Annotated in this window: 12 protein-coding genes; 6 read left to right on the top strand and 6 right to left on the bottom strand. The window is 63.0% G+C overall.

Annotated features, from left to right (window positions below):
• Positions 1–150: 150 nt before the first annotated feature.
• Positions 151–1,791, top strand: coding sequence for a diguanylate cyclase domain-containing protein (locus AC1RBA_RS25995; RefSeq protein ID WP_070310689.1), 1,641 nt, complete (start codon positions 151–153; stop codon positions 1,789–1,791).
• Between the two features lie 50 nt (positions 1,792–1,841).
• On the opposite strand, the gene AC1RBA_RS25990 is transcribed toward AC1RBA_RS25995, so the two are convergent.
• Together AC1RBA_RS25990 and AC1RBA_RS25985 are read right to left on the bottom strand one after the other, a co-directional pair.
• Positions 1,842–2,939 (bottom strand): LacI family DNA-binding transcriptional regulator, encoded by a 1,098-nt coding sequence (locus AC1RBA_RS25990; RefSeq protein WP_083287141.1) that lies wholly within the window; start codon positions 2,937–2,939, stop codon positions 1,842–1,844.
• A complete protein-coding gene (locus AC1RBA_RS25985; RefSeq protein WP_326457350.1) occupies positions 2,923–4,836 on the bottom strand; it encodes a glucokinase in 1,914 nt (637 codons plus the stop codon). Before AC1RBA_RS25985 ends, AC1RBA_RS25990 begins: the two co-directional genes overlap by 17 nt.
• A 346-nt stretch (positions 4,837–5,182) precedes the next feature.
• Here AC1RBA_RS25985 and AC1RBA_RS25980 point away from each other — a divergent pair, with 346 nt between their 5' ends.
• From AC1RBA_RS25980 to AC1RBA_RS25960, 5 genes are all read left to right on the top strand, one after another.
• Positions 5,183–6,469 carry a maltoporin gene (locus tag AC1RBA_RS25980; RefSeq protein WP_083287142.1) on the top strand — a complete coding sequence of 429 codons (1,287 nt, stop codon included), beginning with the start codon at positions 5,183–5,185 and terminating at the stop codon, positions 6,467–6,469.
• Between the two features lie 355 nt (positions 6,470–6,824).
• Positions 6,825–8,078: an ABC transporter substrate-binding protein gene (locus tag AC1RBA_RS25975; RefSeq protein ID WP_492420268.1), complete on the top strand. Its 1,254-nt coding sequence runs from the start codon at positions 6,825–6,827 to the stop codon at positions 8,076–8,078.
• 114 nt (positions 8,079–8,192) lie between these two features.
• Positions 8,193–9,077, top strand: a complete 885-nt coding sequence (locus AC1RBA_RS25970; RefSeq protein ID WP_034777935.1) for a carbohydrate ABC transporter permease — start codon at positions 8,193–8,195, stop codon at positions 9,075–9,077.
• Positions 9,074–9,943: a carbohydrate ABC transporter permease gene (locus tag AC1RBA_RS25965; protein ID WP_034777933.1), complete on the top strand. Its 870-nt coding sequence runs from the start codon at positions 9,074–9,076 to the stop codon at positions 9,941–9,943. The genes AC1RBA_RS25970 and AC1RBA_RS25965 overlap by 4 nt, the downstream gene beginning before the upstream one ends.
• 9 nt (positions 9,944–9,952) lie before the next feature.
• Positions 9,953–11,062, top strand: a complete 1,110-nt coding sequence (locus AC1RBA_RS25960) for an ABC transporter ATP-binding protein (RefSeq protein WP_070218108.1) — start codon at positions 9,953–9,955, stop codon at positions 11,060–11,062.
• A 72-nt stretch (positions 11,063–11,134) separates the two neighbouring features.
• Here the strand turns inward: AC1RBA_RS25960 and AC1RBA_RS25955 are convergent, their stop codons facing one another.
• From AC1RBA_RS25955 to AC1RBA_RS25940, 4 genes are all read right to left on the bottom strand, one after another.
• The gene (locus tag AC1RBA_RS25955; protein WP_230505513.1) at positions 11,135–12,157 is read right to left on the bottom strand and encodes a ParB/Srx family N-terminal domain-containing protein; all 1,023 of its coding nucleotides are present in this window, start codon (positions 12,155–12,157) and stop codon (positions 11,135–11,137) included.
• A 99-nt stretch (positions 12,158–12,256) separates the two neighbouring features.
• Positions 12,257–13,492, bottom strand: coding sequence for a maltoporin (locus tag AC1RBA_RS25950; RefSeq protein ID WP_070311802.1), 1,236 nt, complete (start codon positions 13,490–13,492; stop codon positions 12,257–12,259).
• 91 nt (positions 13,493–13,583) lie between these two features.
• Positions 13,584–14,717 carry an ABC transporter ATP-binding protein gene (locus AC1RBA_RS25945; protein WP_492420264.1) on the bottom strand — a complete coding sequence of 378 codons (1,134 nt, stop codon included), beginning with the start codon at positions 14,715–14,717 and terminating at the stop codon, positions 13,584–13,586.
• Positions 14,718–14,727: 10 nt separating this feature from the next.
• Positions 14,728–15,567, bottom strand: coding sequence for a carbohydrate ABC transporter permease (locus tag AC1RBA_RS25940; RefSeq protein ID WP_070218105.1), 840 nt, complete (start codon positions 15,565–15,567; stop codon positions 14,728–14,730).
• Positions 15,568–15,574: the final 7 nt, after the last annotated feature.

Below are 15,574 nucleotides of genomic sequence, written 5' to 3'. Positions count from 1 at the left end.
GTCAAGAGCCTGTTCTGGAAGTGTATTCATCCGGGGATAGGTTCGAAGTCATGCGCTGACCAATATGCCGTGCTTCCCATTGCCATGCATGGCGCCACTTGGCCGGGTCCGTGTGCTTTACAGAGCACGGGCGCTGAGAAGGAAGTCCGCATGCATAAGATCTGGAAGTTTTTCAATCCCCGGAGCTTCAAATTCAAGATGACTGTGCTCGTGGGCGTACTGGTGCTGTGCGCAACGGGTTCTGTTGCGCTCACATCGCTGTCTGTCGCGCAAGGGCAGATGGTATCCGTCATCGGCAATCAGCAATATGCCTTGCTGACCAGTGCCGCGGCATATATCGACGAAGACTTGAATGCCAAGAAAGCGCTGCTCAAGGTGCTGGCGGAAGGGCTGCCTGCGGATGTGTATGAACATCCGCAGCGGATGCAGGCATTTATAGAAAATCATCCAACCCTGCGCGAGGAATTTTTTAATCTCGTCGCCTTTGATGCTACCGGGAAACTGATTGCCAGCATGAATGACCGGCGCGTGGCTGGCAAGCTCAATTTCGCTGCGCGCGAATATTTTATCGATACCGTGAAGCTCAGGGAAGGCGTGATATCGCGTCCATTCAAGAGCCAGCTGTCGGGCAAGCCCGTTGTGCTGGTAACCGAACCGATCTATGACAAAGCAGGAAAATTGCTGTATGTAATCGCTGGCGGTCTGAATTTGCAAAGCCCGACATTTTTTGGCCAGTGGGAGCAGCTCAAGCCGGGCAAGAGCGGTTATCTGTTCATGTTGACCGACGACGGCACGATACTCCACCATCCGGACCCGGCGCGCGTCCTGAAGCGGGTGCATGATGAAACGGGCGGCGCAACCCCTTCCACCTTGGCCGCATTGCGGGGATTCGACGGTTGGACGCAAGGTAAAACCAAGCTGGGCGTGCAGGCAATTATGACGTACAAGCATTTGCGCGCGGCAGATTGGATCATCGGCGCCGTCTATCCTGAAAGCGAGGCATTCACGCCGGTCACCGATATGTATGCCAAAGTCATCATTGCTTCGTCAGGCGTGGCCTTCCTGGCCAGTTGTGCCGGCTGGATCGCGGTGATGCTGCTCTTGCGTCCCTTGGGCGATCTGGGCCGGCATGTGGCGAGCATACGCTCAGGCAATGCCGATATTGCGGTGTTTGATATCGCCCGTAAAGACGAGTTTGGAAAGCTGAGCCGTGCATTCTATGCGCTGTCGCTGCAGAGGGAAGCGGCGGAAAACAACCTCGCCGCTCTGGCGCGTACTGACATGCTGACGGGCCTGCACAACAGGCGCATGTTTGACGAGGCGCTGGCCGCGGCATTGACGCGTGCGCGGCGCGCTGGCACGGGCCTGGCGCTGGCGTATCTGGATATCGACTATTTCAAAAAAATAAATGACACATATGGGCATGGTATCGGCGATCTGGTATTGATTGAATTTGCCAAACGGCTCAAAGCTTGCGTCCGGGCCTCCGACACGGTGGCGCGCCTTGCCGGCGACGAGTTTGTCATTATTTTTGAACAACTGACGGAGCAGTCCGAGCTCGCGGTACTGGGCAAGAAAATCGTGCAAGGGATGGCCGTGCACTTTGATTGCGGCGGTATCGGTCTGCATGTCACCACCAGTGTCGGCTTGGCGTTCTGCACCCGCGGCGATACGACGGCGGGGGCATTCTTGACGGCGGCCGATACGGCGCTCTACAAGGCAAAAAGCGCTGGCCGCAACGGTTATGCCGTCACTTCCATCGGCAGCCCCGCCTTGACCGAGGCGTTGTAGGGCCGGGTGCGCCGGAATGGCGGGTGGTGGCATCGCCTGTTCCGGCAGCGTCAAGGCCTGCGCTGGCCCTGTGCCGTCGGCGGCGCATAGCTGCCCGACGATGCGCGCTCTACCAGGGTAAATTCCATCAAGTGATGCGTGGCGGGCGCCGTTTCCCCGGCGCGGCGCTGGCGTATCTCGTCGATGACGAGCTTGACGGCGGCGCGCGCCATGTCGGCGATGGGCTGGTGGATGGTGGTCAGCTCGGGCCAGACGGTGCTGGCGACGGGCGTGTCGTCGAAGCCGCACACGCTCAATTGCGCCGGCACCTGCAAGCCCATGCCGTGCGCCACGGCCAGGGTGGCGGCGGCCATGTCGTCATTGCTGGCGAAGATGGCGCTGGGGTGCGGTTCGTGCGCCAGCAGCCGGCGCGCCGCGTCGAGCCCCGAACGGTAGGTAAAATAGCCTTGCGCCACCCTGTGCGGCGGCACCTGCAAGCCCGCTTCCCGCATGGCGTCCTCGAAGGCCTGGCGGCGCAGCAGGGCGGGCGTGTGCGCCGGATCGCCTTCGATGAAGCCGATGTCGCGGTGGCCCAGCGCGAGCAGATGGCGCGTCATGGCCAGCGCGCCTTCGTAGTCGTCGATGCGCACGGCCGAGACGCCGGGCGAGGGGCGCGCCGTGGCCACGGCGATGGCGGGGATGCCCATGGTATTGAGCTGCGCCAGCACTTCCGGTGAATCGCACAGGGGCGGCGGCACGAGGATGCCATCCACGCCGGCCGCCACCAGGCAATCGATGCCGGCGCGCTGGCTATCGAGGTCTTCGCAGCGTTCGAGCAGCAGCTGGCCGCCGCCCTGGCGGCACTGGTCCATGGCGCCGACGAGAAATTCACTGAGGAAGGCCGCGCTGGGGTTGCTGTATAGCAAGCCGATGCGCAGGGTGCCCGTGCGGGCGGCACGGGCCGCCAGGTTGGGCTGGTAACGCAGGCTGGCGATGGCCGCCTCGACCTTGTCGCGCGTGGCCGCGCTGACGCTGGCGCGCCCGTTGATGACGCGCGATACCGTCATGGCCGAGACGCCGGCCAGGCGCGCCACGTCATGCACGGTGGCGCCGCTGGCCGTGTCGGCGGCGGCGTGGGCGGCATGCGCCGCCTTATTCGAGGTGGCCACCGAATTTCAGCTTGCCGCTGATGCGCATGCCGTGCAATTGGCCTTCTTCCAGTTCGGCGGCGCTGGTGCGCTGCGCCGTGTCGCGCCGCGCCAGTCCCACCGACAGGATATCGAGCATCATCAGCTGCAGCAGGCGCACGATCATGGGCACGAAATTGAGGTTGCCTTCCGGGTGGTTCAGGGTCAGCAGCACGTCGGCCAGCTTGGCCAATGGCGAACCGCTGGCCGTGATCGCCAGCACGCGGGCGCCGCAGCCCTGCGCCACCTTGACGGTACGCAGCAGGTCGGGCAGGGCGCCCGAACGGGAAATGACCAGCGCCACGTCGCCCGGCTTGAGCATGGCGGCGCTCATTTCCTGCGCCTGCGGATCGGCAAAGAAGCTGCTGACGATGCCCAGATTGAGCAGCTTGTGCTGCATGTCGTCGGCCACCACGCGGGCGCTGCCCACGGCCAGCAATTCCACGCGCTGCGCGCCGCGCAGCAGTTCGATGGCCGCCGTCAGCGCCTTCACGTCGAGCATGTCGCGCATGGCCAGCGCTGCCGAGGCATTATTGCCCAGCACCTTGCGCGCCAGTTCCGCGTCGGAGTCCGAAATCTCCACGTGGCAGTGCGCCACCGTGATGGCGCCGCCCGTCAGGCCGGAAGCGAGTTTTAATTTGAAATCGGCCAGGCCCTGCACACCGATCGAGCGGCAAAAGCGCATCACGGTCGGCTGGCTCACGCCGACCCGCTGGGCGATTTCGGCGATCGGCAGGGTCAGCATGGCGTTCGGCTCTTTCAATACCCAGTCGGCCACCTTGCATTCCGATGGACTCATGCGCCCGCGCGCCTGGCGCACGGATTCGAGCACGGGCGCGCCGGTATGGGCGCGCTTGAGCTTTTGCGCCAGGATGGCGGCGATGCCCAGAAAAGTAGGCAGTTCGGCCGTGATCAGAAACGTGGGGATCTGCGCCAGGTATTCGTTCAGGCGGCCCTTTTGCTCGAAGCGGGCGCGGAACTGCGACCGTTCGAACAAAGGCCCCAGGCGCGGCACGATGCCCCCGCCTATATAGATGCCGCCCAGGGCGCCCAGGGTCATGGCCACGTTGCCGGCGATGGAGCCGAGGATGGCGCAGAAGCAGTCGACCGCTTCCAGGCACACGTCGCATTCATTGTTCAGGGCGCGGCTGGTGATGTCGGCCGCCAGCAGCGGCGGGACGTCATGCCGGCCAGCCCGGTCGGACAGGGCGCGGTAGATCAGTTCCAGCCCGCGCCCGGAGGCGAGGCGCTCGGCCGAGACGTGCGACAGTTCGCGCCAGGCGAAGGACAGCACGTCCATCTCGCGCTGGTCGCAGGGGGCGAAGCTGACGTGGCCGCCTTCGCTGCCCAGCGCGATCCAGCGGTCTTCCGCGGGGATCATGCCCGACACGCCCAGGCCTGTGCCCGAACCAAGCAAACCGATGACGCTGTCGGCGCGCGCCATGCCGCCGCCGATCTGCTGGCGCTGGTCGGGCCGCAGGTAGGGCAGGGCCATGGCCAGCGCCGTGAAGTCGTTCACCACCAGCAAGGTGTCGAGGCCCAGCGCGGCGCGCATCGCCTCGATCGAGAAGAACCAGTGATGGTTCATCATGCGGATATTGTCGTCGTCGATGGGATTGGCGATGGCGATGGCTGCATGGCGCACGCGTGCCGAACCGGCGGCGCGCGCCTCGCTGCTATCCATATAGGCGGTGATGGCGTCGAGCAGCGACGCGTAGTCGTCGCAGGGCAGCACGGCGACCGCTTCCAGGTGGCCCTGGCGCGTTTCCAGCACGAAGCGGGCATTGGTGCCGCCGATGTCTGCCAGCAGGCGCGGGCCTTCACTGAAACGCTCCGCTGGATCGCTGCCTGCTACTTCCATTTTTTCATCAATTTTCATGGCGGTGCTTTGTCTCGTCTGCGTGCGTGGTCGTGGCCGCGCACTGTCGTTATGGGCAAAAACCAAGGATTTTAATTCGTATACGTGCCGCGTGCCGAAAAATGCGGGATGCCTGCGCAAATGCCTGTCCAAGGTGCCAGATGCGGTGGCGCCAGCGGAAAAAAACAGGGCAGTCAACTCGGCTGTCGGTACGCAAATAAAGTGTCGCAGAGTAGTCGTAGGATTACAACATAATATGTTGATATTTGTTCGTAGTATAGTTACTATGTCCCTGCTGGAAAGAATTCTGGCCAGTACATTCGGCCACGAATGACTAGATAAAAAATAACTACTGAGGAGACTTACCATGCTGCATCGCAACATGTTGAAGGCCGTGTTGAAGACACTGCCAGCTGCCATCGTTTTGGCCATCGCCAGCGGTTCCGCTGCCGCCGACCCCATGTACCCATCCGATTCCGAAGGCTTCCATGGCTACCTGCGCGCCGGCGCCGGCAGCAATACCTCGGGCGGCGGCGGTTCGCAAGGCTGCTTCGGTCTGGGCGGCAATACCATGAAATATCGTCTGGGCAATGAGTGCGACGCCTACACGGAATTCGGCTACACCAAGTCCGTCGCCCAGTCCGGCGGCGTGAACTACCTGGCCACCATCTGGGTCAACGCTTACGCGCCGAACTCGGATTTCGGCGACAACAAACTGGGCATCGTCAAGGCCTATGTCGAAGCACAGGGACTCGATTTCCTGAACGGCGGCACGGCCTGGATCGGCAAGCGCTTCTACTACCGTCCTGACATCCACATGCTGGACTTGCAGTACATCAACATGAACGGCACGGGCGCCGGCCTGGACCGCATTCCTGCGGGCCCCGGTAAATTCTCGTACGCCTTCTTCAAGGACAACGACATCAACACCGTGTCGAAGACCGGCGTCGTCAGCACCAAATCGGCCGTGCGCCAGAACTTCATCTACGGCGAGATTCCCGTCAATGAAAACGGCACCCTGGACCTGGCCGCGACCTACATCATCGGCGAAGGCAAGGACAACGACGCTTACGGCCAGAAGCACAATGGCTGGCAATTGTCGGCCTTCCACCGTCAAGCGAAAGTGTTCGGCGGCGGCAATACCTTCGGCGTGCAGTACGGCGTCGGTCCTGGCACCGGCAAGGGCGCGCAGTTCGGCGCGTCGGGCGACACCAATTTCGGTTCGGACGTGAAACGCACGCGCATCTTCAATGACATGGCAATCCAGCCGATGGCCAACTTCGGCATGGAATTCGTCGCCCTGTGGCAAAAAGACGAATCGAACGCCAACGGTTCGTCGACCTGGACCTCGGTCGGCGTGCGTCCCGTGTACGCGTTCACCAACAACTTCAAGCTGGTGGGCGAACTGGGCACGGACCGCGTGACGCAAGCGGGCGGCCTGCCGGCCAAGCGCCTGACCAAGCTGACCATCGCCCCGACGATCTCGGCCGGTCCCGGCCTGTGGTCGCGTCCTGAACTGCGCGCTTTCGTGACCTACGGCAAATGGAACGATGCGGCCACCGCCTCGGTCAATGCGTCGAACAACGGCGGCCCGATCTACAACAACAATACCAGCGGTACTTCCTACGGTTTCCAGGTGGAAACCTGGTTCTAAACACCGAACCAAACCTGCTGCGCGGCGCGCTTTGCGGCCTGCGATGCTCACCGGGCTTTAGCCCGGCTGCGCTTCTTAGCCACAAATCACTGCCGCTCGCGACGGTTTTGTTCAGTGTTGACGTTTGTAATGCAGATCAACCTGGCGCATCCTTCGCGGATGCGTTTTTGGCGCCGTCCCGTGATATAAATGCAATGTCGTCATGTCATGGATCGCGGCGCCGTCTTTACACCAAGATGATGCCCGTTTGCAAGCGGGTCTGAGCACAAGAGCGCCGGTACAGGCGCAGATTTCACCTTTTTCGGCCCCGTATGCCGAAGCCCCCTAAAAGCTTGATCAAAAAAGGAATGTGGAGATGAAACTGAAATTCAAGATTACCCAACTGGCCGCATTGACCACCCTGGCATGCGCCGGCAGCGCCTTTGCAACCGACGTGGAAGTGTTGCACTACTGGACCTCCGGCGGCGAAGCGAAGTCCGTGGGCCAGTTGCAGCAAATCGTGAAGGAAAGCGGCTTCGGCTGGAAAGATTTCGCCGTGGCTGGCGGCGCTGGCGAAAACGCCGCGACCGCGCTGAAAACCCGCGTCATTTCCGGCAACCCGCCGACGGCTGCCCAGATCAAGGGCCCGTCGATCCAGGAATGGGGCGCCGAAGGCGTGCTGGCCAATATCGATGATGCCGCCATTCCAGGCAAATGGGATGCCGTGCTGCCGAAAGTCGTTGCCGACATCATGAAATACAAGGGCCATTATGTTGCCGCTCCCGTCAACGTCCACCGTGTCAACTGGATGTGGGTCAATCCGGAAGTGCTGAAAAAAGCCGGCGTGGCCACCACCCCGACCACCTGGGATGCGTTCTTCGACGCGGCCGAGAAGATCAAGAAATCGGGCGGCATCGCGATCGCCCACGGCGGCCAGCCTTGGCAGGACGCCACCGTGTTTGAATCGGTCGCGCTGGGCGTGGGCGGCACGGAGTTCTACAAGAAAGCCATCCTCAAGCTGGACCAGAAGGAATTGACCGGTCCGACCATGCTCAAGGTGTTCGACACCCTGGGCAAGGTGAAGACCTACATCGACAAGGATGCGGCAGGCCGCGACTGGAACCTGGCGACCGCCATGGTCATCAACAACAAGGCCGGCTTCCAGTTCATGGGCGACTGGGCCAAGGGCGAGTTCACGGCCGCCGGCAAGGTGCCGGGCAAGGACTATCTGTGCGTGGCAGCGCCTGGCACGGACAAGGCCTACACCTTCAACATCGATTCGTTTGCCATGTTCACGCAAAAGGATGCGAATGCGAAGAAAGGGCAGATCGCCCTGGCCAACGCCATCATGAATCCGAAGTTCCAGTCGATCTTCAACTTGAACAAGGGCTCCATCCCCGTGCGTTCCGGCGTATCGAAGGACAAGTTTGACGCTTGCGCCCTGAAATCGATGGAAGACATGGACGCCACCAACAAGACCGGCGGCCTGGTGCCATCGTTCGCCCACGGCATGGCGCTGCCATCGGCCACGCAAGGCGCCGTGACCGACGTCATCGCCAAGTTCATGAACACCAACATGAGCTCGAAAGACGCGGTCGCAGCGCTGGCCAAAGCGGCAAAAGTGAAGTAATCACGACGGCGCCGGCACTCTCGCCGGCGCCCGCTGCATCGCATGCATCGCAGGCGTCCGCCCTGGCTTCGGCCAGGCCGGCGCCACACGCAGTTCTACTTCTACGGCTGTCCTATGTCCATACGCAAGCAATTCGACCGATGGATACCGCAGATGGTGCTGGGCCCCACGCTCATCGCCAGCTTGGTATTCGTCTATGGTTTTATCTTTTTGACCGGTTGGCTGTCGCTGACCGAATCGCGGCTGATGCCGAACTACGAGTTCGCCGGCCTGGTGCAATATTACGAGCTGTTCGACAACGAGCGCTGGTGGACCTCGCTCAAGAACCTCGGCATCTTCGGTGTCCTGTTCATCGGTTGCAGCATCGCCATCGGCCTGTTCCTGGCCATCCTGCTGGACCAGAAAATCCGCGCCGAAGGCGCGCTGCGCGCCATCTATCTGTATCCGATGGCGCTGTCCTTCATCGTCACCGGCACGGCCTGGAAATGGATGCTCAATCCCAGCCTGGGCCTGGAAAAGGTCATGCACGACTGGGGCTGGACGTCGTTTACCTTCGACTGGCTGGTGAACTCCGACATGGCCATCTACACGGTGGTGATCGCCGGCGTATGGCAGTCGTCGGGCTTTGTCATGGCCCTGTTCCTGGCCGGCCTGCGCGGCATCGACGATGAAATCATCAAGGCGGCGCAAGTCGACGGCGCGTCCTTGCCGACGATCTACTGGCGCATCGTGATTCCCGCCATGCGTCCCGTGTTCTTCAGCGTGCTGCTGATCCTGGCGCATATCGCCATCAAGAGCTTCGACCTGGTCATCGCACTGACGGCTGGCGGACCTGGCAATTCGTCGTCCGTGCCGGCCATCTTCATGTACCAGTTTTCCTTCACCCGCGGCCAGCTGGGCCTGGGCTCGGCATCGGCAATGATGATGCTGGCCACCATCGTGGCCGTGCTCGTGCCGCTGATGTACCTGGAAACGCGCAGCGCAAAGGCGATGAGATGACACCTACCCGCAATAATCGACTCACCCTCGGACGGGTGGTGGTATACCTGCTGCTGATTTTGTTCGCGGTGTACTACATCGTGCCTCTGTACGTGACCCTGTCGACGTCGTTCAAGTCGCTCGACGAGATCCGCAGCGGCAACCTGCTGGCACTGCCGCACGTGTGGCAGTTCGATTCCTGGTCCAAGGCCTGGTCGTCGGCCTGCACGGGCGTCACCTGCGACGGCATGCAGCCGTTCTTCTGGAACTCGATCAAGATGGTGATTCCCGCCGTGCTGATCTCGACCTTCCTGGGCGCCTTCAACGGCTATGTGTTCGCGCACTGGCGCTTCCGCGGTTCGGAAATCCTGTTCGCCGCCTTGCTGGTGGGCTGCTTCATCCCGTTCCAGGTCGTGATCCTGCCGATGGCGCGTCTGCTCGGTGAATTCGGCCTGGCCAATACCACCACGGGTCTCGTCTTCGTCCACGTGGTGTACGGCACGGCCTTCACGACCCTGTTCTTCCGCAACTACTATATCGGCGTGCCGGAAGAACTGATCAAGGCGGCGCGCATCGACGGCGCCGGCTTCTTCCTGATCTTCCGCAAGATCGTGCTGCCGATTTCGGGTCCGATTTTCGTCGTCTGCATCATCTGGCAATTCACGCAGATCTGGAACGACTTCCTGTTCGGCATCGTCTTCGCCAGCGGCGATTCGCAGCCGATCACGGTGGGCTTGAACAACCTGGTCAACACGTCCACGGGCGTGAAGGAATACAACGTCAACATGGCCGCCGCGGTGATTGCCGCGCTGCCGACCCTGCTGGTCTATCTGGTCGCAGGCCGTTATTTTGTGCGCGGTCTGACCGCAGGCGCAGTCAAAGGTTAAGGAAAGAATATGTCCAGTTTATCGATACGCAGCATCCGCAAGGTGTACACGAATGGCGTCGAAGTCCTGAAAGGCATCGACATCGAGATCAAGGATGGCCAGTTCCTGATCCTCGTCGGCGGCTCCGGCTCCGGCAAGTCGACCCTGCTCAACATGGTGGCCGGCCTGGAAAGCGTCACCTCGGGCGAAATCCTCATCGACGGCAAGGTGGTCAACGACTTGCCGCCGAAGGACCGCGACATCGCCATGGTGTTCCAGTCCTATGCGCTGTACCCGTCGATGACGGTGCGCGAAAACATCGCGTTTGGCTTGAACGTGAAAAAGGTGCCGAAGGCGGAGCAGGAAGAAATCGTCTCGCGCGTGGCCGAAACGCTGCAGATCACGCACTTGCTGGACCGCCGCCCGGCGCAATTGTCCGGCGGGCAGCGCCAGCGCGTGGCCATGGGCCGCGCCATCTCGCGCAAGCCCTCGCTGTTCCTGTTCGACGAACCGCTGTCGAACCTGGACGCCAAGCTGCGCGTGGAAATGCGCGCCGAGATCAAGCTGCTGCACCAGCGCCTGAAGGCTACCATCGTCTACGTCACGCATGACCAGATCGAGGCGATGACGATGGGCGATCTGATCGCCGTCATGAAGGATGGGGTGGTGCAGCAACTGGGCACGCCGCAGGAAATCTACGACAACCCGGCGAATCTGTTCGTGGCCGGCTTCATCGGCTCGCCGTCGATGAACTTCATCACCGTCAAGCCTGTCATCGAGGGCAACGACGTGTTTGTCGCCATCGAGAATGCGGGCAAGAGCATGCGCCTGGCCTTGCCGTTCGCCGCCGACAAGCTGCGCAGCTATGCGGGCCGCGACGTGATCCTGGGCGTGCGTCCGGAGCAGATCACGGACATGAGCAGCGCGCACGGCGACGTGGGCCAGGAACTCGGTTGCCTGATCGACCTCGTCGAGCCGACCGGCCCCGATACCTTGCTGACGACGCGCCTGAACGGCGCCGCCGTGACTTGCCGCACGCACCCGCGCGAAGCGGTGCTGCCGGGGCAGACCATGCAGCTGTCGTTCAACCTGTCGAAAGCGGCCCTGTTCGACCCGGCCAACGGCGAGCGTATCGCGTAAGCGCCACCTGCCATGAAAAACGGCCCGCTTGTCCAGGTGACAGGCGGGCCGTTGTCGTTTACGCCGCCGCGCTTATTGCGCCAGCGATTTTTTATAGGCGATGGCGTGGCGCAGCTTGCCCTTGTCGCCGATCAGCTCATCGAACGCTTCCCGGTTGACTTCCCGCAGGGCGCCCAGTTCGCGCGCGCTCTTGCCGCCGCTGACGCTGTCGCCGGGCCGCAGCGCCGCCATTGCCTGCGCGGCCAGCAGGATCGCATTGGCATACGCGACCGGATCGCGCAGGTCGACACGCGCCAGGTCCAGCGCCGGCATGCGGCGCAGCCAGTCGGCCCAGTAAAACTCGAGAAATTCCGTGGCGTGCTCTGGCGGCTCGTAGCCAATCCCGCGCGTAAAATAGACGAGCGAGCGGTACGGGTCATCGCCCAGCGATGCGAGACCGATGGCGGGCGGCAGCTGCTGCGGCGTGATGGCCTGGTTGCGGCCGTTCTTCAGCCAGACCTTGTTTTCCGCGCGCATGCGGGTCCAGAAGGCCGCGTCGTCCAGCGCGCTGAAATTGTCGCTGACCTTGACCCAGACCTGCAATTGCTGATTGCGTCCGCCATCGGCTTCCCGGAAGGCGGAAAACGTGTGGTGGCCATCGGTCAGGTACACGAGGCCGCGCGGGCCGATGACGACGGTCTTCATGTCGTCCGGGCGGCTGCCCACGGCCGCCTTGCAGCGGTAGCCGGCCGGCGGCGCGGCCAGGGTGGCGCCGGCCACGTTGGCCGTGTTGGGCAAGACGTCGCCTTGGCCATTGGCTTCGCACAGGTCGGCGAATTTCCTGGGCTTTGCGATGTCGGCGATGTGCTTTTCTTCGGCCGCATAGCGCCCCAGCTTGTAGTACACCTGGTCGTAGCCGATGGCCGGCTGGGTCGGATGCAATTCATCGAGGCGCACCTGCAGGATGCGCGGATGGGCGGCGCTGCCCGCCACGGTGGACATCAGCGCCTGCTGGCGCGCGCTGAGGGCGGGCGCGACGGCGGCATCGCGGGACCATGCCATGCTGGCGAAAGACAGGGCCAGCGCGGCGGCGGCCCGGGGGAATGCGGCGTGCATGCGACCTCCGAAGTGAGCGGTATGGCGTGCAGCATAGCGCGGCACGCGATTTCGCACAGTCCGACAGGCGCATGCACTGCGCCAGATCAAGCCAGTTTCTTAAAACCACGTCTCCACTTGCAGGCCGAACGAGGTGCCGCTGGTGGCGTTGCCGTATACGGGACCGGACTCGTTGGCCTTGTTGACGGCGGCCGTGGCGGCGTCGTTCCATTTGCCGTAGGTGACGAAGGCGCGCAACTCGGGACGCGCCCAATAACCCTTGCCCGCCGTCAGGGTGGGCGCGAAGGTCAGCTTGGTCAGGCGCTGCGCGGCGCCGCCCGTGGGCGAGGTCACGCGGTCCGTGCCCAGCTCGAACTGCAGCTTGAAGTTGTCGTTGACGGCATACACGGGGCGCACGCCCACGGTGGTCCAGGTTGAGCTGCCGCCCGAGACGTTGGACTTGTCGCGCTGCACGATGGCCACCATTTCCGCGCTCCACTCGGGCGTCGGCTGTATCCACAGCGAATTGAAGATGCGCAGGCGCGTCACGTCGCTGCCGTTGCGGATCGAGCCCGTGGTGCCCATGCGGTCGCAGCACTGGCCGCCGGCGCCCGTGCCTGGCCCCACGCCGTACTGGATGCCGAAGGTGTTGGCGCCGCCCCATACTTTATCCTGCTTGTGCAGCACGGTGGCCTGCCAGCCGCTGTGCGAGGTGCTGTCCTTCTTGTCGGGCGTGATGAGGGTGGTCAGCACTTCCAGCGTGCCATCCTGGTTGACGGGGATGCCCTGGTAGACGAGGTTTTGCCGGATGGCCGAGTTGCCGGGCTTGTCGTTATCCTTGAAGAAGCCATAGCTGATGCGGCCCGGTCCCAGCTTGTACTGGTCGATGCCGCCGCCCGTGCCGTTCATATTGATATATTGCAAGTCCAGCATGTGAATGTCGGGACGCATGTAGTAGCGCTTGCCGATCCAGGCCGTGCCGCCGTTGAGCGTGGGTATGTTTTTCGCTTCCACGTACATCTTCGACATGCTCAGGTCCGCATCGCTGACGGCGGAGCTGGGCGTGTAGGCTGCCACCATGATATGGCCGACGAAGCTGACGCCGTTGGGCGACTTGGCCATTTCCTTCTGGTATTCGAATTCGCCATACGTGTCGCATTCGTTGCCGAGCCGGTAGCGCATGGTGTTGCCGCCCAGGCCGTAGCAGCTTTGCGGGCCGCGGCTGTCCGTGCTCGAGCCGAGGCCGGCGCGGAAGTAGCCGTGGTATTCGCCTTCGGCATCGCTGGCGTGGGCGGCGCCGCAGGCCAGCAGCATGGTGCAGGCGAGGGCCAGCGAGGTCTTGATCGGGTGTTGCATACAATCTCCTTGTCGTTATTAAAATGCGTGCTTGGGCACGTCGTACGGGATCGCTGCCGATCCAATCGGGGGGCTGCCTGGGCGGGAAGGCTCAGGCGGCCAGATTCTGTTTCGAGGAAATCAGGTTGCCGGGCTGGCGCCGCGTGCGCGCCACGCCCTGCGCATCGAACAGGTGGAAGGCGCTGCTGGCGGCCGAGACGGTGAACGGCTGGCCCAGCGGCACGCGGTTGTTGCCGTCGCCGCGTATCACCAGTTCCTGGCCGTTGTCCAGGCTCAGGTAGATGAAATTGGCTTCGCCCAGGTGTTCCACCAGGCTGACGACGCCCTGGAAGCGGGCGCTGCCGCCGCCGTTTTCCAGGATATGTTCGGCCCGCAGGCCCGCCGTGACGGCGTCGCCCGCCTGCAGGCCGGCCGGATCGACGAGGGCCGTGATTTCCTGGCCGCTGGCCAGGGCCACGCGCACGCCATCTTCCTCGGCCGCAATGACTGTGCCCTCGAAGAAATTCATCATGGGCGCGCCGATGAAGCCGGCCACGAAGCGGTTCGCCGGCTGCTGGTACAGCTCCAGCGGCGTGCCCGCCTGCTGGATATGGCCGCCATGCATGACGACGATCTTGTCGCCCAGGGTCATCGCCTCGACCTGATCGTGCGTGACGTAGACGATGGTGGCGTTCAGCTGGCGGTGCAGCTTGGCGATTTCCAGCCGCGTCTGCACGCGCAGGGCCGCGTCGAGGTTCGACAGCGGCTCGTCGAACAGGAACAGCTGCGGCTCGCGCACGATGGCGCGGCCGATGGCCACCCTCTGGCGCTGGCCGCCCGACAGTTCGCGCGGCAGGCGCTCGAGCAGATGGTCGATCTTCAGGATGGCGGCCGCGTGGCGCACGCGCAGGGCGATGTCATCCTTGCCGGCGCCGGCGATCTTCAGGCCGAACGCCATGTTGCGGAATACGCTCATGTGCGGATACAGCGCATAGCTCTGGAAGACCATGGCGATGCCCCGCTCGGCGGGCGGCAAGTCGTTGACGACCTTGCCACCGATGGATAGCGTGCCGTGCGAAATGCTTTCCAGACCGCACAGCATGCGCAGCAAGGTCGATTTGCCGCAGCCTGAAGGGCCCACCAGCACGACGAATTCACCGTCGCGGATGTCGAGGTCGATGCCGGCCAGCACGTTCGTGCGGCCGTCGTAGGATTTGCTCAGTTGTTGCAGGCTTACATGGGCCATGGTGCACCTATTATTTGACCGCGCCGGATGTCAGGCCGCGGATCAGTTGACGAGAGAAAATGACGTACATGACGAGCACGGGAATGACGGCCAGCGACAGCGCCGCCAGCACGGAGTTCCAGTCCGTTACGTATTGCCCGATGAATTGCTGTACGCCCAGGGTGACGGTCTTGGTGCGGTCCGACGGCGCCAGGATCAGCGGGAACCACAGGTCGTTCCAGGCGGGAATCATGGTGAACACGGCCACCGTGGCGATGGCGGGGCGGATCAGGGGCAGGATCACCTGGAAGAAGATGGCGAATTCGCCCACGCCGTCGCAGCGCGCCGCATCCTTCAGTTCGCGCGGCACCTGGCGCACGAATTCGGACAGGATCATCACGGCCAGCGGCAAGCCCTGCGCCGTGTACACGAGCACCAGCGCCGTCAGGGTGTTGATCAGGTCGAGCCGCACCACCAGTTCCAGGATGGACACCGTGCCCAGGCGAATGGGGATCATGATGCCCAGCGCCAGGTACAGGGTCAGCAGGCGGTTGCCCGTGAACGTGTATTCGGACAGTGCCCAGGCCGCCATGGCGCCGAACAGCACGATCAGCAGCAGCGACAGCAGGGTGACGAACAGGCTGTTGCCGAAATACAGCAGGAAGTCCGAATTGGCCAGCACCTTGTGAAAGCCCACGAGGGAAAAGGTGGCGGGCGTGGGCAGGGCCAGCGGATTGTCGAAGATGGCGGCCCGCGTCTTGACTGAGTTGATCAGGATCAAGACGATGGGGAACAGCGCGATCAGGGTGTAGCCGGCCAGGATCACGTGCACGGCGGCGCGGCCCAGGGGGCGGGTGGAAACGTTGCGCATGGCGGCC

The sequence above is a fragment of the Janthinobacterium sp. GW823-FHT03B06 genome, assembly GCF_058796955.1.
The sequence above is the reverse complement of the archived record's forward strand: the minus strand, read 5'-3'. Positions and strand labels throughout refer to the sequence as shown.

Excerpts from the sequence above, each read along its gene's own strand:
- AC1RBA_RS25970 (WP_034777935.1), top strand. The coding sequence starts at position 8,193 with ATGTCCATACGCAAGCAATTCGACCGATGGATACCGCAGATGGTGCTG.
- AC1RBA_RS25985 (WP_326457350.1), bottom strand. The coding sequence starts at position 4,836 with ATGAAAATTGATGAAAAAATGGAAGTAGCAGGCAGCGATCCAGCGGAG.
- AC1RBA_RS25960 (WP_070218108.1), top strand. The coding sequence starts at position 9,953 with ATGTCCAGTTTATCGATACGCAGCATCCGCAAGGTGTACACGAATGGC.
- AC1RBA_RS25995 (WP_070310689.1), top strand. The coding sequence starts at position 151 with ATGCATAAGATCTGGAAGTTTTTCAATCCCCGGAGCTTCAAATTCAAG.
- AC1RBA_RS25950 (WP_070311802.1), bottom strand. The coding sequence starts at position 13,492 with ATGCAACACCCGATCAAGACCTCGCTGGCCCTCGCCTGCACCATGCTG.
- AC1RBA_RS25945 (WP_492420264.1), bottom strand. The coding sequence starts at position 14,717 with ATGGCCCATGTAAGCCTGCAACAACTGAGCAAATCCTACGACGGCCGC.
- AC1RBA_RS25975 (WP_492420268.1), top strand. The coding sequence starts at position 6,825 with ATGAAACTGAAATTCAAGATTACCCAACTGGCCGCATTGACCACCCTG.
- AC1RBA_RS25940 (WP_070218105.1), bottom strand. The coding sequence starts at position 15,567 with ATGCGCAACGTTTCCACCCGCCCCCTGGGCCGCGCCGCCGTGCACGTG.
- AC1RBA_RS25965 (WP_034777933.1), top strand. The coding sequence starts at position 9,074 with ATGACACCTACCCGCAATAATCGACTCACCCTCGGACGGGTGGTGGTA.
- AC1RBA_RS25955 (WP_230505513.1), bottom strand. The coding sequence starts at position 12,157 with ATGCACGCCGCATTCCCCCGGGCCGCCGCCGCGCTGGCCCTGTCTTTC.
- AC1RBA_RS25980 (WP_083287142.1), top strand. The coding sequence starts at position 5,183 with ATGCTGCATCGCAACATGTTGAAGGCCGTGTTGAAGACACTGCCAGCT.